Origin of the sequence: Rahnella sp. CFA14(1/10) (assembly GCF_004195095.1) — a bacterium.
GTDB lineage: Bacteria > Pseudomonadota > Gammaproteobacteria > Enterobacterales > Enterobacteriaceae > Rahnella > Rahnella perminowiae.
On record NZ_SEWS01000008.1, the window covers coordinates 110,081 to 129,107 of the forward strand.

The window sequence follows — 19,027 nt, forward strand, 5'->3', positions numbered from 1 at the left end:
TCGGACCAGATCACAAAAAAGAGAGCAGAATTCCTCTGTACTGCAAGACGGATCACAGTACAGAGAATGAACAATGAGAAGGGGGGATATCAGCCGAGCAGCTCACACTGAGGGGGTAAACGGCACTGAATGGCACCAGTCAACACCTCAATATGGAACTGTTTACCGGTCAGCGGTTCACCGTCAAGGTTGAAGGTCATGTCGTGGGGCGCGGTGATGTCGAGCCATGGCAGGCTGACGGAAACGATATTTTTGTTTTCTTCATTATTGAGCAGGCTGCGCAGGAATGACGGCAGCAGCTCTTCTGACGTCAGAAGACGGAGCTGCAGCAGGCCGTCGTTGATCAATGCGTCCGGGCAAATCTGTTGTCCGCCACCGGCCTGGCGGCCATTACCGATGCCGATCACCAGCGCATCGCCTTCCCACTGAAAATCCGGGCCTGTGATTTCGCAGCGATCCGCTTTGAGCGTATCCAGACGTAAAAGCCCGTGGATGAAATACGAAACGCCACCCAGTGCCGCTTTCAGTTTTTCCGGTGTTTCCGTGGTGATACGTGTCCCAAAGCCGCCTGTCGCCATGTTGATGAAGAAATGCTGGCTGTTGACGCAAGCCAGATCGATCTCGACGGCCCGGCCTTTTACCGCCAGTTGTAATGCCTGCTCAGGCGTCGGGGGAATATTGCAGGCGGTAGCGAAATCATTCGCCGTCCCCAGTGGCACAATCCCCAGAGCTGGCCTTACACCGTCGAGTTGTGCCAGCGCACCCGCCACTTCGTTAATTGTGCCATCACCGCCACCGGCGATCACGGTTTCACAGCCCAGTTCAACGGCTTCGGTGACATAACGCGCCGCATCACCGTGCTCCCAGGTGACCCGTACGTCCAGCTTCACGCCTTCAGCACGCAGCGCGTTCACCGCTTCGCGCAGTTCTTCGATGGCGGCCCCTTTTCCATTTAAAATCAGCAGTGCTGTGGTCATGTATGCTCCTTTTATCTATACATAACAACAATAGATGATTGTGACCGTATTTGGCTATCGGATAAATCAGTGAAGCGTTCTCTTTGGTATTAAATAATTTCAGTTAAGGTCATTCAATAAAATACTTATTTATCTGCAAAAGATATTTTATTTTTTTAGGGAGGAAAGAGATTATTTGTTTGATGAATGGAAGTACAAGAAGTTGCCCGAATATTCAAAGAAAAGCCAGCTCAAGGGAGATTGAGCTGGCCAAGGAGGTGGTTCCTAGTGTAGTCCGGTGCTTTATTTTGCATTCGAAGTAAATTGCGAATACATATTAACCAGCTACTCTAAAAATAGATGTGATCGAATTCTTATTTTCGAAGAATTCCTTATTTTGAATGCGGATTCCGGGTGTCGGTTTCTTGCAGATTACGCAACAAAATAGCGAATTCCAGGCTGACATCTTCCGGCAGCGCAACATAAACGAAGTGGCCATTACCCGGTGCCACGTCGGTCGGCTGACCTTTTTTGTTGCGTAACGCGTCGAGTGTGAACTGAACGTTGCCCTGCGGCGTCATCATTTCCACGCTGTCGCCGACGCTGAACTTATTTTTTACGTCGATTTCTGCCCAGCCATCTTTACGGTTACCGGTAAATTCACCGACAAATTGCTGGCGGTCACTGACCGAGAAACCGTATTCGTAGTTCTGTTGTGCGTCATGTGTATGACGGCGCAGAAAACCTTCGGTATAACCGCGATGCGCCAGGCCTTCCAGCGTTGACAGCAGCGTCGGGTCAAACGGTTTTCCGGCCACTGCGTCGTCAATGGCACGGCGATAAACCTGTGCGGTGCGGGCGCAATAATAGAAGGATTTGGTACGGCCTTCTATTTTCAGCGAATGTACGCCCATTTTAGTCAGGGTTTCCACATGCTGAATCGCACGCAGGTCCTTAGAATTCATAATATAAGTGCCATGCTCATCTTCAAAAGCACTCATGTATTCACCCGGACGCATCGCTTCTTCCAGCATAAATACTTTATCCGTCGGCTGGCCGATGCCTAACGTGGGTTCTGCGGCTTCTACCTGCTGAACCGGGATCGGTTCGTATTGGTGCACGATGTTGCCGATGGCGTCTTCTTTGCCTTCCTGAACTTTATACTCCCAACGGCAGGCGTTGGTGCAGGTCCCCTGATTCGGATCGCGTTTATTGATATAACCGGAAAGCAGACAGCGGCCGGAATACGCCATGCACAGTGCACCGTGCACGAAAATTTCTATTTCCATGTCCGGCACCTGAGCACGGATTTCAGCGATCTCTTCAAGCGACAGCTCGCGGGACAAAATGACGCGCGTTAGCCCCATTTGTTTCCAGAATTTCACTGTTGCCCAGTTCACGGCGTTGGCCTGCACCGAGAGGTGAATATCCATTTGCGGGAACGCTTCGCGTACCATCATGATAAGGCCCGGATCGGACATGATCAGGGCGTCCGGTCCCATATCTATGACCGGTTGTAAATCACGGATAAAGGTTTTGAGCTTGGCGTTATGCGGGGCGATATTGACCACCACATAGAATTTTTTACCCAGGGCGTGGGCTTCGTTAATGCCTGTTCCCAGGTTCTGGTGGTTAAATTCGTTATTACGCACACGCAGGCTGTAGCGGGGCTGGCCGGCATAAACCGCATCAGCACCGTAGGCAAAAGCATAACGCATATTTTTCAGGGAGCCGGCAGGGGACAGCAGTTCCGGAACAAAAGAATCGCGGGTAAACATAGTCAATCTCAGTCTGATCACAAGTCAGGGTCGTCCCGGATGCGGGGCGACGAAAGGTCAGAATTGTAACGTCTGAGTTGTTTAAAAGCAGCCAGTTCGTGTGGGTATTTGAAGTTTTACCGGGGCAGATCAATTTTTGGATCCTGAGGTTGCAGCAGGAAATGTAGCAACCTCAGGATAACGAGGTCAGGCGATTTGCTGGGTGAGATCACGGATCTCCGGGCTTAGCCCGTTTTTGATAACGGACAGCACCCCTTTTTTAGCGGTGCGGGGTGCGGTGTACATCTCGCTTATGGCAATGACCTGATGATTTTTTGCTTTCAGGACAAAGTAAAACTGCCCGTCTTTCGTGGGTTTGATCTCGTACTGGGCTTCTTCTGAGACGTTGTTTTGTACCGATAAGATGCCGTTTTCCGCTGATGCTTTGCTGGCATACATTTCACTGGTGAGAAGAATCTCTCCGTTACCGGCTTTAAGGATAAAGTGATATTGCCCGTTCCTCGCCTTAATCAGCTCATAGTGGCTATTAGCCATAAAGGTAATCTCCATAAGAGGGGTTATTTTTCAGAAATAAGTGTAGTTAATGGAGACTTTTTCGCGGCGATAGCGGAAATTTAAGGTATGAAATGTGAGCTGGCCGACAGACTTTCAGTAACTTTACAAACCTGAGTTGCCGGCCCGAAGAACATTAAACTAAATGGCAAGGCTCCGCTTCCCAACGGTAACCGACGCCGTATACCGCGCGGATAAATGCCTTTTCACCATCAAGTGATTCGAGCTTACGGCGCAGGTTTTTGATGTGGCTGTCGATGGTGCGATCCGTCACAACGCGGTAATCGTCATAAAGATTATTGAGCAGCACTTCCCGGGTAAAGACATAACCGGGTTTCACAGACAGGGTTTTTAGCAGACGAAATTCCGCCGGAGTCAGCTCAAGTTCGTGTCCCTGAAAAGTGGCCTGAAAGCGAGCCTCATCAATATGCAGGCCGGTATCTTTTGTCACGTGCTCATCCGGACGCACACAACGGCGCAGGATAACCTTCACGCGCGCGACCACTTCCCGCGGGCTATAAGGCTTACAGATATAATCATCTGCGCCTATTTCCAGCCCGAGCAGACGGTCAATTTCTTCCGTTTTGGCAGTCACCATCATGACCGGCACATCGGAGAACTGGCGGATGTCACGGCATATCGTTAAACCACTGCTGCCCGGCAGCATCAGATCCAGCAGAATCAGTGCCGGGGGCTGGGTTTTAACCAGCGTAACCACGTCGTTTCCGTCGGGTAACCACTGCGTGGCATAACCTGCCGCTTCGAGATAATCAATCAGTAACTGGGCGAGTTTAGGCTCATCCTCCACGATCAGGATTTTCAACGGCGCAGGGCCGGACAATGCAGAGTCGTTCATTCAGTTTCTCGGGCCATGTGGGACAGAAAGAGGCAGGACGACCGTAATGCGCACGCCACCCGCCGGGGAGTGGCTTGCGCTGATCTGCCCGCCGTGGGCTTCGACGATATTCTGGCAAATTGCCAGACCTAAACCCGAGCCGCCGCTGGCGCGGTTACGCGAGCCTTCGGTACGGTAAAACCGTTCAAAAATACGGATGAGCTGCTCATCGCTGATGCCCGGCGCGCTGTCCTGGAAAATCAGATTCAGCGTTTTTTCACAGATTTCTCCCTGGATTTCCAGGCCGCCATTCGGATCAGTATAGCGCAGGCTGTTTTCCAGCAGATTATTGAAAAGCTGCGACAGCCGCTGCGGGTCACCAAAGACTTCAGCACTTTCCGGCAGATGGCTGTTGAGCGTTAACTGTTTGCTGTGGAAACGGTCACGCGAGCCGGCCTCGGCCAGTTGTAGCAGATGTACAACGTCGGTATCGACTTTGCGATAAGCCAGCGCACCGGCATCTGACAGAGAAAGCTGATGCAGATCATCGACCAGTTTGGTCAGAATCGCCACTTCAGATTGCAGCGATTCCAGTGAACCGACGGTCATTTTACGCACACCATCCTGCATGGCTTCCAGCTCACCGCGCAATACCGCCAGCGGGGTGCGTAACTCATGGGAAATATCTGCCATAAATGCCCGGCGCATCTGTTCGTTTTTCTCCAGCGTCATTGCCAGCTGGTTAAAGTCCTGCGCCAGTTTCCCCAGTTCATCTTCACTGTCGACTTCCACGCGGGTGCTGAAATTTCCCGCAGCAAGCTGATGGGTGCCATTAACCAGCCGTTTTACAGGCGCGAGCATACCGCGAGATAACACCCAGGTTACGACGGCGGCCAGCAGTGCGGTAAAAGCGACAATCATCCAGCTGGTGCGGCTCTGCTGACGCTCAAAGTTGATATCGGCATCGCGGGTCAGGCGCTCAGCGGGCGTGGAAATTACTGAACCGATGATCACGCCATTGACGGTCATCACGCGACGCGGCCCTTGCAGATCGGGCGGGACCGGTTGATCGTAACCGCCGATCCGGCGATCGTGACTGTCGAGGATCCAGAATTTTGTCCGCCAGCCCTGTGGCGGCATTTTCGAACTGCTGTTTTGTTCAAATGAGCGCATCAGCTGGTAGATCAACCGATCATTTGTTTCCAGAAACTCCCAGCTGCCATGCTGCTTGTATTGCTCCTGCAACGTGTCCGCTAACAGTTCGACGCGCTGTTCGTTGCTTTGACGGATATAGTCAATAAAGCCTCTTTCGAAGCTCATCCGCACGCCCCAGTTCATGATGATCAACACCAGTGCGCAGGTACAAAAGATGGCCATAAACAGCTTGGCGGTGATACCAGGTTTCATGATTTTCTCATCGGATCGGGGGAAGCGGCCGCCGGACGACGCCGGTTAATGATGGCGTTTTTCTGCCTGTCAGGCGGCACTTTGGAAAATACCCAGGCAGGCAGGGCAATCACCAGCGCCATCGACATATAGCAATACAGAAAAGCGGTGTGCAGGGTACTGCTGTCAGGTGTCATTGCTTGCTGGTGAGCGAACAGGCCAATCAGTAAACCGGCAACGCTGACACCGAGGCTCATTGACAATTGCATGATCATCGACAGTAAGCTATTGCCACTGCTGGCAAGGCGTGGCGGTAAATCTTTAAGTGTCAGGGTATTCATCGACGAGAAGCGCAGCGAGTTCACCATTCCCTGGAAGAACAGCACAATCGGGATCATCCATACGGCGCCGTAAATCGCCACCAGCGGAAAAATCAGGGTAATCAATGCCAGCAGCAATGTGGCGCTGACCAGTGCCGAACGATAACCTAGCTGATTCACCAGCCGGACCACCACGCGTTTCATCCCCATGCTGCCCAGCACCATTGGGATCATCATCAGTCCGGCATGGAAGGGCGTAAAGCCCATTCCAAGTTGCAGGAAGACCGGTGTCATAAACGGCAGCATGCCGCTGCCGATACGCCCCAGCAAGCTGCCGGTCAGGCCAATTTTAAAAGACGGTGTATGGAACAGGCGCAAGGAAAACAGTGCTGAAAGATTACCGCGAGCGTGTAACCAGTAAATGCCCAGCGCCGCACCACCGGCGATGACCAGTAATACAATTTCCAGCGCCGTCAGCCCCATGCTGCGGCTGCCTTCCAGCGCCAGCGTCAGCGTGGCCATACACACTGCCAGCATAACAAACCCGCTGATATCAAAGCGCCGGGTTTGCATTTTATAGTTCGGCATGATCATTAATGTGGCGATGCATCCGGCCAGACCGACCGGCAAATTGATCAGGAAAATCCAGTGCCAGCTTGCATATTGCACCAGAAAACCGCCTAACGCCGGGCCCAGTAACGGGCCGACCTGACCGGGCAATGTCACCATTGTCATCGCTGCCATGTATTCGCTGCGCGGGACAATTTTCAGCACTGTTAGCCGGCCAACAGGCACCATCATCGCGCCGCCAATCCCCTGAACGATGCGTGACATCACCAGTTCGCGCAGGCTTTCCGATTGTGCGCACAGCAGCGAACCGAGCGTGAACAGCACAATGGCTGAAAAAAATACCCACTTAACCCCGACTTTGTCCGCCAGCCAGCCACTCGCCGGTAACATCACCGCGACCGTCAGCACATAAGCCACAATGACCGAATGCATGTGCAGCGGATTTTCGCCCAGACTGCGGGCCATCGACGGCAGGGCAGTATTAACGATCGTAGTGTCAAGGGCCTGCATAAAAAAGCCAAAGGCGACGATCCATAATTGCCAGCGAACTGAAGCTGGCAGCGGCGTGGAAGGAGGTAAAGTGTCAGTGTTTTCAGATTTCATGAGTCATCGCATCAGCACAATCATTGTTGCGGTATTTCAGGCGGGAATTAACCTGCAGACCGGCTTACAGTGTAGCCAGAATGTTTCAGCAGAAAATGGAGGAAATAAGGAGAGTCTTTCCCATTTTTTGACAATACTTCTGACTATAAAGAATAGCTTTCAGCCTGACATTTTATATCAAAATGCTAAGGTTGACCTTTGACCATCAACCGTTCGCATGCAAAGTAAGTCTGATCTGAGCGTTTAAAAGGGAGATAATGATGAACAAAAGAGAACTGGGTCGTACAGGTATCCAGGTGCCGCCGTTAACCTTCGGTGGCAATGTATTTGGCTGGACCGTCGATCAGGCAGCCTCGTTTAACCTGCTGGATGCCTTGCTGGATCATCAACTGAATTTCATTGACACAGCTGACGTCTATTCGAGCTGGGTTGAAGGTAATAAAGGGGGCGAATCCGAAACCATTATCGGTAACTGGCTGAAAAAAACCGGTAAGCGTGACCAGATTATTCTCGCCACCAAAGTCGGAAAACCGATGGGTGAGGGAAAAGTCGGGTTGTCGCCACGCTATATCAAAGAGGCGGTAGAGGCCTCGCTGAAGCGTCTGCAAACGGATTATATTGATTTGTATCAGTCACATGATGACGATGCCGATACACCGCTGGCTGAAACCATGGCGGCATTTGACCGGCTTATTAAAGAAGGGAAAGTGCGTGCCGTTGGGGCATCCAACTACAGCGCACCACGTCTGGTTGAAGCGCTGAAAGTCAGTCAGGAAAACGGACTGGCGCGTTATGAAACGCTGCAACCGCAATATAATTTGTATGACCGTAAAGTATATGAAGAAGCGCTGGAAAAAGTCGTGACGGATAACGGCTTAGGTGTCATCAACTTCTATGGCCTGGCAGCCGGTTTTCTGACCGGGAAGTACCGTACCAGGGCCGATGCAGGGAAGAGTAAACGCGGTGAAAGTGTGATTGCGCGTTGCCTGAATGAGCGTGGCCTGAAAATACTGGCCGGATTGGATCAGGTTGCCGGTAAGCATGGTGCTCAGCCGGGACAGGTAGCACTGGCCTGGCAGATTGCCCGTCCGGGTATCACTTCACCGATTGTCAGTGCGACCTCTCTGCAACAGCTAAACGAACTGGCGCAGGCTGCGACCCTGAAGCTGGATGAGTCTGATATCAGGACGTTAAATGATGCCAGTGCCTGGTAAGTCCTGGCTCTGAACCATAAAAAACCGCCTGGATTCAGGCGGTTTGCGTTTATCGGCCTCTTTAAATCCTAACGGAATAACGTTTGGGCCCAGCGCGCCAGACCTGCCGTAACCGAGCCGAAATCATTTCCTCCAACCAGCGGGATCCCGGGTAACTGCGCCTGCAAAGCGGCGCGCAGCAACGGTGAACGTGCACTGCCACCGGTCAGGTAAATCACATCAGGTTTAATTTCGCTGCTGGCGAGTGCCAGACTGACCTGCTCCTGAATACGTTCCAGGGGCTGAGAAATCGCGTCACTCAGTTGCTGCTGGGTAATGGTTTCTGCCAGACCCGATTCAATGAAGTCCATGGCTGCCGTCACGCTTTCACGTTCAGACAATGCAATCTTACTTTCTTCCGCTGCACGAACCAGACGGTAGCTCAGACGTTGTTGCTGAACTTTCAGCAGGCGTTTGATCAAATCAGGCTGCGCTGCATCACGGATCAGATCACGTAACATGCGGCCGTTCGCCACACTATAGAAATCCAGTTGCGCCGGAACATCGTTGGTCGCGACGGCATTCCAGTAAGGCAGGGCCGGGATAGCGATACCTTTCTGGGTTTCACTGCCCATACCAAATTGTGGAGTCAGCTGTTTGAATGCGGTCATGATATCCAGATCATTACCGCCGATGCGGCAACCACTATGACCAAGCAGGCTGTTCTGACGCTCTGCTTTATCACGCCATTGTGGCCCCATCAGCAGTACCGAGCAGTCAGTCGTACCGCCGCCGATATCGACAACCAGCACCGTTTTCTCTTCGGTCAGTGTGGCTTCGAAATCCAGACCGGCCGCGACCGGTTCAAACTGGAAAGCGATATCACGAAAACCCGCACGTTCTGCCGCACGCTGCAAAATACCTTGTGCCTGAGCATTGGCTTCATCACCGCCCATGCCCTGGAAGTTAATCGGGCGGCCAATAACCGCCTGTTCAATACTTTCCTGCAGGACAGACTCAGCCTGACGTTTGATGTGGAACATCATCGCGCAAACCAGATCTTCGAACAGGGCGATCTGTTGTGGCTTCAGGCCGTTTGCGCCGAGGAACGATTTGGGAGAACGCACAAAGTACACTTCTTCCGGATCTTCCATATAGGTCGAAAGTGCCCGCAAACCGAAGTTTACGCTGTTGGCATTAACCGGGATATCTTCCTCGCGGTTAAAGCTGATACTGCGACGCAGCAGCGCCAGATTTTCATCACTGCCTGCGGGAACCTGCCCGTGACGGTTCAGCCATTCGCTGACCGCTTCACGTGTCGGTGCACAAAGCATGGAGGGTAAGTAAGGATCGTTATTTTCTAGCGCCAGAAGGTGAGCGTTATCGTCACGCATCACTGCAACGGAGCAATTCGCTGTACCGTAGTCAAATCCAATAAACATCATTGTTCCCCATGCCAAAGAAGGGACGGGACTTTACCGGAGAGAGGGCGATTCATCAAGTCAGATAGGATGCGCAATGAAGAGGAAATCCCTCTCCTGGGGAGAGGGAATCAAGTACAGAGAATTACTTCAGCAATGCCTGCGCTTTAGCGACGACATTATCAGCGGTAAAACCGAACTCTTTAAACAGTTGCTCGGCTGGCGCAGATTCCCCGAAGGTTGTCATGCCGACAATGGCACCATTGAGGCCGACATATTTGTACCAGTAATCGGCGATACCCGCTTCAACCGCAACCCTTGCGGTCACGGCTTTCGGCAGAACCGATTCGCGGTAAGCCGCGTCCTGTTGGTCGAAGACATCGGCAGACGGCATGGAAACCACGCGTACTTTGGTGCCTGCGGCAGCCAGAATGTCCGCAGCTTCTACCGTGATGCCCACTTCCGAACCGGTGGCAATCAGGATCACCTCCGGCGTACCGTCAGAATCTTTCAGTACATAACCGCCGCGTGCAACGTTAGCCAGCTGTTCCGCCGTACGCGGCTGCTGGGTCAGGTTCTGACGCGAGAAGATGAGCGCAGAAGGGCCGTCAGTACGTTCGATGGCGTATTTCCAGGCGATAGCCGACTCCACCTGATCACCCGGACGCCATGTGTTCATATTTGGCGTCACGCGCAGGCTGGCCATTTGTTCTACCGGCTGGTGCGTAGGGCCATCCTCACCCAGACCGATTGAATCATGGGTGTACACAAACACGTTGCGGATCTTCATCAGTGCCGCAAGACGAACGGCGTTACGGGCATATTCCACAAACATCAGGAATGTCGCGGAGTACGGCAGGAAACCGCCATGCAAAGCGATACCATTAGTAATGGCGGTCATGCCAAATTCACGAACACCGTAATGAATGTAGTTACCCGCCTGATCATCACCGATGGATTTGGAACCAGACCACATTGTCAGGTTACTTGGCGCGAGGTCAGCGGAGCCGCCAAGGAATTCCGGCAGAATTTTACCGAAGGATTCCAGCGTATTCTGCGAGGCTTTACGACTGGCAATATTGGCCGGTTTCGCCTGCAATTCTTCGATGTATTTCTGCGATTCGTTTTGCCATTGCGCAGGCAGTTTGCCGCTCATGCGGCGCTCAAATTCTGCGGCCAGTGCCGGATAGGCTTTGGCATACGCGGCAAACTTCTCATTCCAGGCTTTCTCTTTCGCTTTGCCGGCTTCTTTGGCATCCCACTGGTCATAAATATCTTGTGGGATTTCGAAAGGCGGGTAGTGCCAGCCGATATGTTCACGGGTGGCTGCAACTTCATCATCACCCAGCGCAGCACCGTGGGCACCGTGAGTACCGGCTTTGTTCGGTGAACCGAAAGCAATGACGGTTTTGCACAGCAACAGTGACGGTTTGTCAGTGACTTTGCGGGCTTCTTCGATAGCCGCTTTCACCGCGTCAGGATCGTGCCCGTCAATACCGCGGATCACATGCCAGTGATAGGCTTCGAAGCGTTTGGCGGTGTCATCGGTGAACCAGCCTTCAACATGACCGTCGATAGAGATACCGTTGTCATCATAAAACGCAATCAGCTTGCCGAGTTTCATGGTGCCGGCAAGCGAACAGGCTTCGTGTGAGATACCTTCCATCATGCAACCGTCGCCTAAAAAGACGTAGGTATAGTGGTCGACGATGTCGTGATTTTCACGGTTAAACTGAGCCGCAAGTGTACGTTCGGCAATCGCGAAACCTACGGCGTTCGCAATCCCCTGACCCAGCGGGCCGGTGGTGGTTTCCACGCCCGGCGTATAGCCAAATTCCGGATGTCCTGGCGTTTTAGAATGCAGCTGGCGGAAGTTTTCCAGCTCTTTCATCGGCAGATCGTAACCCGTCAGATGCAGCAGGCTGTATTGCAGCATTGAACCGTGGCCGTTTGACATCAGGAAGCGGTCGCGATCGACCCATTTAGGGTTGGTTGGATTGTGATTCATATAATCACGCCACAACACTTCAGCGATATCCGCCATTCCCATGGGGGCTCCGGGATGGCCTGAGTTCGCTTTTTGAACGGCATCCATGCTCAGTGCACGGATCGCATTTGCGAGTTCTTTACGAGAGGGCATATTCACTCCATCTGTTTTTTCAACGCTAAAATTCAAAACTTACATTCAGTTAAAACTAAAGTTGTGCCGACAGCATATCTTCGAGTTTCTTCTGATCGACGGCAAATGAACGGATACCTTCGGCCAGTTTTTCAACGGCCATAGCATCCTGATGATGCTCCCAGAGGAATTCAGCCTGTGTCAGCGGTGCCGGCTTTTTATCTGCCTGAGAAGACGGCTGCAGTTTGCGTTCAACCGGTGCATCACTGGCTTTCAGTTCTTCCAGCAGGTTTGGTGAAATCGTCAGGCGGTCACAACCTGCCAGGGCCAGAATTTGTTCCACTTTGCGAAAGCTCGCGCCCATGATGACAGTCTCGTAACCGTGGGATTTGTAGTAGTCGTAGATATTCCGGACAGATTCTACGCCCGGATCTTTTTCGACGTCGTAGGTGGCGTTGGGCTCTTTGGCTTTGTACCAGTCATAGATACGGCCAACAAAAGGCGAAATCAGATATACTCCGGCTTCGGCGCAGGCCCGTGCCTGAGCAAAAGAGAACAGCAAGGTCAGATTGCAGTTGATGCCTTCTTTTTCCAGTTCATTAGCGGCCTGGATACCTTCCCACGTTGATGCCAGTTTAATCAGGATGCGCGATTTATCGATGCCATGATCCTGATATAAACCGATCAGTTTGCGGGCTTTTTCGATACACAAATCCCGGTTAAATGACAGGCGGGCATCCACTTCTGTCGAGACGCGCCCCGGCACACTTTTCAGGATTTCGGCCCCGATATTAACGGCCAGTTTATCTGTCGCATTGATCACCTGAGTTTCTTTGCTGCCACCTTGCTTGCGGGCGTAGTCCAGCGCGTCTTTAATCAGGTTTTGGTACTGCGGCAGGTCGGCTGCTTTGAGGATCAGCGAAGGATTGGTCGTCGCATCCTGAGGCTCGAAATGACGGATAGATTCAATGTCACCGCTGTCGGCAACGACGGTGGTGATTTTTTTTAGTGCGTCTAACTGGTTCATCTCTTAGCTCCTTGGCGAGAAAAAACGATACAGCAATAAGGTCTGACGACTCTCTTTCGTAGGGCTCCTACCCTGCATCATTCGGTTAACAAACTGAATGCGCTTTTTCTGATTACTGCAATGGGTCTCAACAATGGCGGCCCTGTTGCCCGACAAACTGAGCGTCTGGCGAGAAAAGCGCAAGGACAAACTTTAAGCTTAGTGCATTTTTACGAGACGTCTTCCATGAATGAAAAGTAATCAATGTAACGGCTAAGTTTTGGTCGTGATTCACCCTTAGCCATGGCAGGGTTATCTATACTTGTCAGCAGGAAAATCAGATGCTGATGTTTCCCGTACCCTGTTGTCTCTGCAAAAAATAAGAAACACGAAAAGGATCCTGCAATGGACGAACAACTCAAACAAAGTGCGCTCGATTTTCATGAGTTTCCGGTGCCTGGCAAAATTCAGGTTTCACCCACCAAGCCTCTCGCGACACAACGTGATCTGGCGCTGGCCTATTCTCCGGGCGTTGCCGCTCCCTGTCTGGAGATCGCTAAAGATCCGCTGGCGGCTTACCGGTACACCGCACGCGGCAATCTGGTGGCGGTGATTTCCAACGGTACCGCTGTTCTCGGGCTGGGAAATATCGGTGCCCTGGCCGGGAAACCGGTGATGGAAGGTAAGGGCGTATTGTTCAAAAAATTCGCCGGTATTGATGTGTTTGATATTGAAGTGGATGAGAACGATCCCGATAAACTGATCGATGTGATCGCCGCGCTGGAGCCGACGTTCGGCGGCATCAACCTTGAAGATATCAAAGCGCCGGAGTGCTTTTACATTGAGAAAAAGCTCCGGGAGCGCATGAAAATTCCGGTGTTTCATGACGATCAACACGGCACCGCCATTATCTGTACCGCCGCAGTGTTAAATGGTCTGCGCGTGGTGGGGAAAAGCATTTCCGATGTGCGGCTGGTCGTTTCAGGGGCGGGGGCTTCTGCCATTGCGTGCCTGAATTTACTGGTGGCGCTGGGGCTGAAACGCCATAACATCACGGCCTGCGACTCCCGTGGTGTGATTTATCAGGGGCGCGAAGACAACATGGCTGAAACCAAAGCGGCTTATGCGATTGAAGATAACGGCCAGCGCACATTGGGGGATGCAATCCCGGACGCCGATATTTTTCTGGGGTGTTCCGGCCCCGGAGTTTTGACGCAGGAGATGGTGAAAACCATGGCCAAAGATCCGCTGATCCTGGCGCTGGCTAACCCTGAGCCGGAGATTTTACCGCCGCTGGCAAAAGCAGTGCGACCCGACGCCATTATCTGTACCGGCCGTTCGGATTATCCGAATCAGGTGAACAATGTCTTGTGCTTCCCGTTCATTTTCCGTGGTGCGCTGGATGTCGGGGCAACCACCATCAATGAAGAAATGAAACTGGCCTGTGTTCATGCTATCGCGGATCTGGCAATGGCCGAGCAAAGCGATGTGGTGGCTTCCGCTTACGGTGAAGAAGAGCTGTCTTTCGGACCTGAATATATTATTCCTAAGCCTTTTGATCCGCGCCTGATCGTGAAAATTGCGCCCGCCGTAGCGAAAGCCGCGATGGAGTCCGGTGTGGCTATGCGCCCGATTGAGGATCTGGAGGCGTATGCCGAAAAACTTACCGAGTTCGTCTACAAAACCAATCTGTTCATGAAGCCTATTTTCTCGCAGGCTAAGAAAGACGCCAAACGGGTGGTAATGGCGGAAGGAGAAGAGGAACGCGTGCTGCACGCTACGCAGGAACTGATTTCCCTCGGGCTGGCGAAGCCGATTCTGGTCGGACGGCCGAGCGTCATTGCCATGCGCATCAAAAAACTCGGTTTGCAACTGGAAGCAGGCCGGGATTTTGAAGTGGTGAACAACGAATCTGATCCGCGTTTTAATGAATACTGGCGCGAATATTATGCGTTGATGAAAAGGCGCGGTGTGTCTCAGGAACAGGCGCGCCGGGCTGTGATCGGTAATCCGACGCTGATTTCTGCCATCATGCTGCTGCGCGGCGAAGCCGATGCGATGATTTGCGGCACGGTCGGTACCTATCATGAGCATTACGATATCGTGGCGAATGTGTTCGGTTTTCGCAAAGGTACGCATGTTGCCGGGGCGATGAATGCGCTGCTGCTGCCGAGCGGCAATACCTTTATTGCTGATACCTACGTCAATGATGATCCAACCCCTGAACAGCTGACAGAAATCACGCTGATGGCAGCAGAAACGGTGAGACGGTTTGGGATTGAGCCGAAAGTCGCGCTGTTGTCGCACTCCAGTTTTGGTACCTCAGACAGCCCGGCCGCGCTGAAAATGCGCCGTACCCTGGAATTGATTCATGAGCGCGATCCTGATCTGGAAATCGACGGTGAGATGCACGGTGACGCGGCGCTGGTGGAAAGTATTCGTCAGGATGTGATGCCGGACAGCCCGCTGAAAGGATCGGCAAATATTCTCATCATGCCGAATATGGAATCGGCGCGCATCAGTTACAACCTGCTGAGGGTATCGTGTTCGGAAGGGGTAACTGTCGGACCGGTCCTGATGGGGGTATCGAAACCGGTACATATTCTGACGCCAATTGCCTCGGTCAGGCGAATAGTCAATATGGTAGCGCTGGCGGTCGTGGAAGCCCAAACCGAACCTTTATAACCACGCAACTGTTAGCGTAAAAAACGGGCATCAAAGCGATGCTCGTTTTTCTCAATCGCCGTCTCAGTATTTCACTTCGCCGATACGCTCCAGCGCATCGACGATCAGATCCCAGAAACGCTGATGGTCGAGTTTGACTGCCACCTGCGTATGGCAATCCGGCGGGGGCGGGGCGCGGAAATCGGCGACGGTCATACCCAGTGTTAAGGTGCCCGTCAGTTCGATATCTACCGGCACCTTTTGCACGGTCATTACGTTCGCATCAATGACATAAGCTACGGCACACGGATCGTGAACCGGCGGTGAATCAAAGCCCTGGCGGTCTTTGTAGCTCAGGCCAAAGAAATCCAGCAGTTCGCCGACAAATTTAGCCGGCTGAGTACCTACAGCGGCGATGCGCGCGGCAACTTCAGGGGTAGCCAGTGCCTGATGGGTTAAATCAAGCCCGACCATCGTCAGCGGCCATTTCTCGTTAAATACAATATGCGCGGCTTCAGGATCAATTTTGATATTGAATTCTGCGACTGCACTCCAGTTTCCCACGTGGTAACCACCGCCCATGAGTACCACTTCTTTCACACGTTCAACAATACGAGGCTCTTTGCGTACAGCCATAGCAATATTGGTCAGCCCACCGGTGGGCACCAGCGTAATGGTTTTTGGCGGGTGAGACATGATCAGATCAATTACCAGATCGATAGCATGAACAGGTTCAAGAGTGAGGGTCGCTTCCGGTAGCACCGGACCATCCAGACCGGACTCACCATGGATTTCGTCAGCAATTTCAACCTGACGTACCAGCGGACGGGTTGCGCCCGCCGCAAACGGCACGCCAGTCAGGTTAATCACACGTGCCACGGCGAGGGCATTGCGGGTGACTTTCTCCAGCGTCTGATTACCGACGACCGTTGTGACAGCCAGCAGTTCGATGTCTGGGTTACCGTGTGCCAGTAACATCGCGATAGCATCGTCGTGCCCAGGATCGCAATCAAGGATGATCTTTTTGACCATTTTTTACATCCTTTTCAATTTATCCACTTTTATCAGTCCCCAAAATCATTCGAATTGCATGAAGGGGAATTAGTTTTTGGCCTGTTGCAACCACTTATCCAGTTCATTGGCAAATTGCTGACGGTCGCGCTGATTAAGCGCGGGCGGTCCGCCGGTTTGTACGCCACTGGCGCGCATGGTGTCCATAAAATCACGCATGTTCAGGCGTTCTTTGATGGTCTCGGTGGTATAACGCTCACCGCGCGGATTCAGCGCCACGCCGCCTTTTTCAATGACTTCCGCTGCCAGCGGAATATCGGCGGTGATCACCAGATCACCTGGCTCAGTGCGTTTTACAATTTCGTTATCTGCTACGTCAAAGCCCGCTTCTACGCGTAAGGTGCGCAGGAATTTTGACGGAGGTGTACGGATGGTCTGGTTGGCAACCAGCGTCACCATCATGCCGGTACGTTCGGCGGCGCGGAACAGCACTTCTTTGATGACATTCGGACAGGCGTCTGCATCAACCCAGATTTGCATCAGTTTGGCTCTCCCTTTTCAGCCAGCCAGTCGCGAACCGGCAGAAAGTCGTTATAAAGTGCGGCTTCCGGGCTGCCTTCTTCCGGCTGATAGCCGTATTCCCAACGCACCAGCGGAGGCATCGACATTAAAATAGATTCCGTGCGGCCACGGGTTTGCAGGCCAAACAGGGTTCCGCGATCCCATACCAGATTGAACTCAACGTAACGCCCCCGGCGGTAAAGCTGGAACTGGCGCTCACGCTCGCCCCACGGCAGAGCTTTGCGTTTTTCTACCAGGGGCATATAGGCGTCGGTAAAGCCGTTGCCCACAGCCTGCATGAAACTGAAACAAGTGGCGAAATCCGGCGAATTAAGGTCATCAAAGAATAAGCCGCCGATACCGCGTGCTTCGTTACGGTGTTTAATAAAGAAGTAATCGTCACACCATTTTTTGTATTTCGGATAGACATCATCGCCGAACGGCTGGCAAAGCTGTTGTGCAGTTTGGTGCCAGTGGTGGGCATCTTCTTCAAAACCGTAGTATGGCGTGAGGTCAAAGCCACCGCCAAACCACCAGACCGGCGCTTCACCGGGTTTTTCCGCAATGAAAAAGCGTACGTTGGCATGGCTGGTTGGCACGTAAGGATTCAGCGGATGAATAACGAGTGAAACGCCTATGGCCTGAAAACTGCGACCAGCCAGTTCAGGTCGATGCGCGGTTGCGGAAGCGGGCAGGGTTGCACCGGCAACATGCGAAAAGTTGACACCTGCCTGTTCAAACACTGCGCCATGGGTCAGCACCCGGCTCTGGCCACCACCACCTTCCTCCCGTACCCATTGATCTTCAGCGAACCGGCCCTTGCCATCGGCGGCAGCCAGTTGCTGGCAAATGTGATCCTGGAGTTTAAGCAGAAAAGTTTTAACTTGCTGGATGTCGGGAATGGATTGGCTCACGGGCAAACTCGCAGACGTTGACTTAAGAGGCATTCAGCGCCTTGCGGGCGCTGAATCAAAAAGAGGAAGTGATTATATACCCAAAAACATCCGCGTCGGCTAGAGACGCCTGCTTTTAGCAGTGCAAAGACGTTACCGGGGCTTACGTTCGTTGGCATCGAAGTAACTGAAGAAATTTACGATCCCCTGTGAAATGGCCTGCGCGATTTCACGACGGAACGCCGTAGTGCTGAGTAACTGTTCTTCCTGGTGATTGGTAATAAACGATGTTTCCACCAGAATCGACGGTATCGACGGGGATTTTAATACAGCAAATGCAGCCTGTTCGGTCTGCTGGCTGTGCAGATGGTGTATCGGACGGATTCTGTCGAGCACATGATGCCCCAGTGTCAGACTGTTTTTGATGGTGTCGGTTTGCACCAGATCGAACAATACCTGTTGCAGATAATTATTGTCTTCTTTGGCATATTTCGCGCCCGCGACCAGATCGGCATCGTTTTCTTTTTTAGACATATACCGCGCCATCGCGCTGCTGGCCCCGCGATTAGAGAGGGCGAAAACAGACGCGCCTGAAGCCGTCGGGCTGGTGTAACCATCGGCATGAATCGAAACAAATAAATCGGCCTGATGCTGATGAGCCAGTTCAACCCGCTGATAAAGCGGTATAAAGTGATCAGAATCGCGGGTCAGTTTAACGTCAATATGACTTTGCTCGCCCAGGAATTCCCGCACATAGTTGGCGATTTCCAGCACGACATGTTTTTCTTCCGAGCCTTCATGACCCACCGCACCGGAATCGATGCCACCGTGTCCGGGGTCAATCATCACCAGTTTTTTCGCACCCGGAGGTTTAGGGGCCGGTGCAGATTGGGTGATGTGTTCATGCTGCGCGGCGCTGGCAGAACGTGAACCGAAAGCGGCAATCGCCAAACCAAGCCCGGAAAGTAGCAGCTGGCGACGGGTGGCGGCGGCAGGCAAAGGCTGGAAATGCAAAAATTTATTCAGGGGGTTTAACATCAGTCCGTTACCGTCAGAAAAAATGCAGAATGCCCTATGTTATAGAGTATCTTTTTTATCGTTTCGACCTGAGAACTATTACTTTTTATGAATAATGTGTCGTGAATGATGTCATGACCGA

15 protein-coding genes are annotated in these 19,027 nt (G+C 52.4%); 2 read left to right on the plus strand and 13 right to left on the minus strand.

Annotated features, from left to right (window positions below; genetic code table 11):
- Positions 1-89: 89 nt before the first annotated feature.
- The 6 genes from yegS to mdtD form a co-directional block, all read right to left on the minus strand.
- Complete coding sequence (gene yegS / locus EVX52_RS16715; RefSeq protein ID WP_129991692.1) at positions 90-977, minus strand: lipid kinase YegS; 888 nt, start codon at positions 975-977, stop codon at positions 90-92.
- Positions 978-1,348: 371 nt separating this feature from the next.
- Entirely contained in the window at positions 1,349-2,734 is a 1,386-nt protein-coding gene (gene yegQ, locus EVX52_RS16720; protein ID WP_129991693.1) for a tRNA 5-hydroxyuridine modification protein YegQ, read from the minus strand.
- A gap of 186 nt (positions 2,735-2,920) precedes the next feature.
- Positions 2,921-3,268 carry a YegP family protein gene (locus tag EVX52_RS16725; RefSeq protein WP_129952176.1) on the minus strand — a complete coding sequence of 116 codons (348 nt, stop codon included), beginning with the start codon at positions 3,266-3,268 and terminating at the stop codon, positions 2,921-2,923.
- A 154-nt stretch (positions 3,269-3,422) separates the two neighbouring features.
- Entirely contained in the window at positions 3,423-4,142 is a 720-nt protein-coding gene (gene baeR / locus EVX52_RS16730; protein ID WP_129952177.1) for a two-component system response regulator BaeR, read from the minus strand.
- Complete coding sequence (baeS, locus tag EVX52_RS16735; protein WP_129991694.1) at positions 4,143-5,528, minus strand: two-component system sensor histidine kinase BaeS; 1,386 nt, start codon at positions 5,526-5,528, stop codon at positions 4,143-4,145.
- On the minus strand, positions 5,525-7,000 hold the full coding sequence (gene mdtD, locus EVX52_RS16740; protein ID WP_129991695.1) for a multidrug transporter subunit MdtD: 1,476 nt from the start codon (positions 6,998-7,000) through the stop codon (positions 5,525-5,527). The genes baeS and mdtD overlap by 4 nt, the downstream gene beginning before the upstream one ends.
- Before the next feature lie 260 nt (positions 7,001-7,260).
- On the opposite strand from mdtD, the gene EVX52_RS16745 reads away from it, so the two are divergent.
- Positions 7,261-8,214, plus strand: coding sequence for an aldo/keto reductase (locus EVX52_RS16745; RefSeq protein ID WP_129991779.1), 954 nt, complete (start codon positions 7,261-7,263; stop codon positions 8,212-8,214).
- Positions 8,215-8,282: 68 nt separating this feature from the next.
- Here EVX52_RS16745 and yegD read toward each other — a convergent pair whose 3' ends face one another.
- The 3 genes from yegD to tal form a co-directional block, all read right to left on the minus strand.
- Positions 8,283-9,635 carry a molecular chaperone gene (gene yegD / locus EVX52_RS16750; protein ID WP_129952773.1) on the minus strand — a complete coding sequence of 451 codons (1,353 nt, stop codon included), beginning with the start codon at positions 9,633-9,635 and terminating at the stop codon, positions 8,283-8,285.
- Positions 9,636-9,759: 124 nt separating this feature from the next.
- Positions 9,760-11,754 (minus strand): transketolase, encoded by a 1,995-nt coding sequence (gene tkt / locus EVX52_RS16755; RefSeq protein ID WP_129952180.1) that lies wholly within the window; start codon positions 11,752-11,754, stop codon positions 9,760-9,762.
- A gap of 55 nt (positions 11,755-11,809) precedes the next feature.
- Entirely contained in the window at positions 11,810-12,760 is a 951-nt protein-coding gene (tal, locus tag EVX52_RS16760; protein WP_129952181.1) for a transaldolase, read from the minus strand.
- A 384-nt stretch (positions 12,761-13,144) separates the two neighbouring features.
- Here tal and maeB point away from each other — a divergent pair, with 384 nt between their 5' ends.
- Positions 13,145-15,424 carry an NADP-dependent oxaloacetate-decarboxylating malate dehydrogenase gene (gene maeB / locus EVX52_RS16765; RefSeq protein ID WP_129952182.1) on the plus strand — a complete coding sequence of 760 codons (2,280 nt, stop codon included), beginning with the start codon at positions 13,145-13,147 and terminating at the stop codon, positions 15,422-15,424.
- Between the two features lie 63 nt (positions 15,425-15,487).
- Here maeB and EVX52_RS16770 read toward each other — a convergent pair whose 3' ends face one another.
- The 4 genes from EVX52_RS16770 to amiA form a co-directional block, all read right to left on the minus strand.
- Entirely contained in the window at positions 15,488-16,435 is a 948-nt protein-coding gene (locus EVX52_RS16770) for a nucleoside hydrolase (RefSeq protein WP_129991696.1), read from the minus strand.
- Positions 16,436-16,504: 69 nt separating this feature from the next.
- Positions 16,505-16,954, minus strand: coding sequence for a YaiI/YqxD family protein (locus tag EVX52_RS16775; RefSeq protein ID WP_129952184.1), 450 nt, complete (start codon positions 16,952-16,954; stop codon positions 16,505-16,507).
- Entirely contained in the window at positions 16,954-17,922 is a 969-nt protein-coding gene (gene hemF, locus EVX52_RS16780) for an oxygen-dependent coproporphyrinogen oxidase (RefSeq protein ID WP_129952185.1), read from the minus strand. The genes EVX52_RS16775 and hemF overlap by 1 nt, the downstream gene beginning before the upstream one ends.
- 99 nt (positions 17,923-18,021) lie before the next feature.
- Entirely contained in the window at positions 18,022-18,906 is an 885-nt protein-coding gene (amiA, locus tag EVX52_RS16785) for an N-acetylmuramoyl-L-alanine amidase AmiA (protein WP_129952186.1), read from the minus strand.
- Between the last annotated feature and the right edge of the window lie 121 nt (positions 18,907-19,027).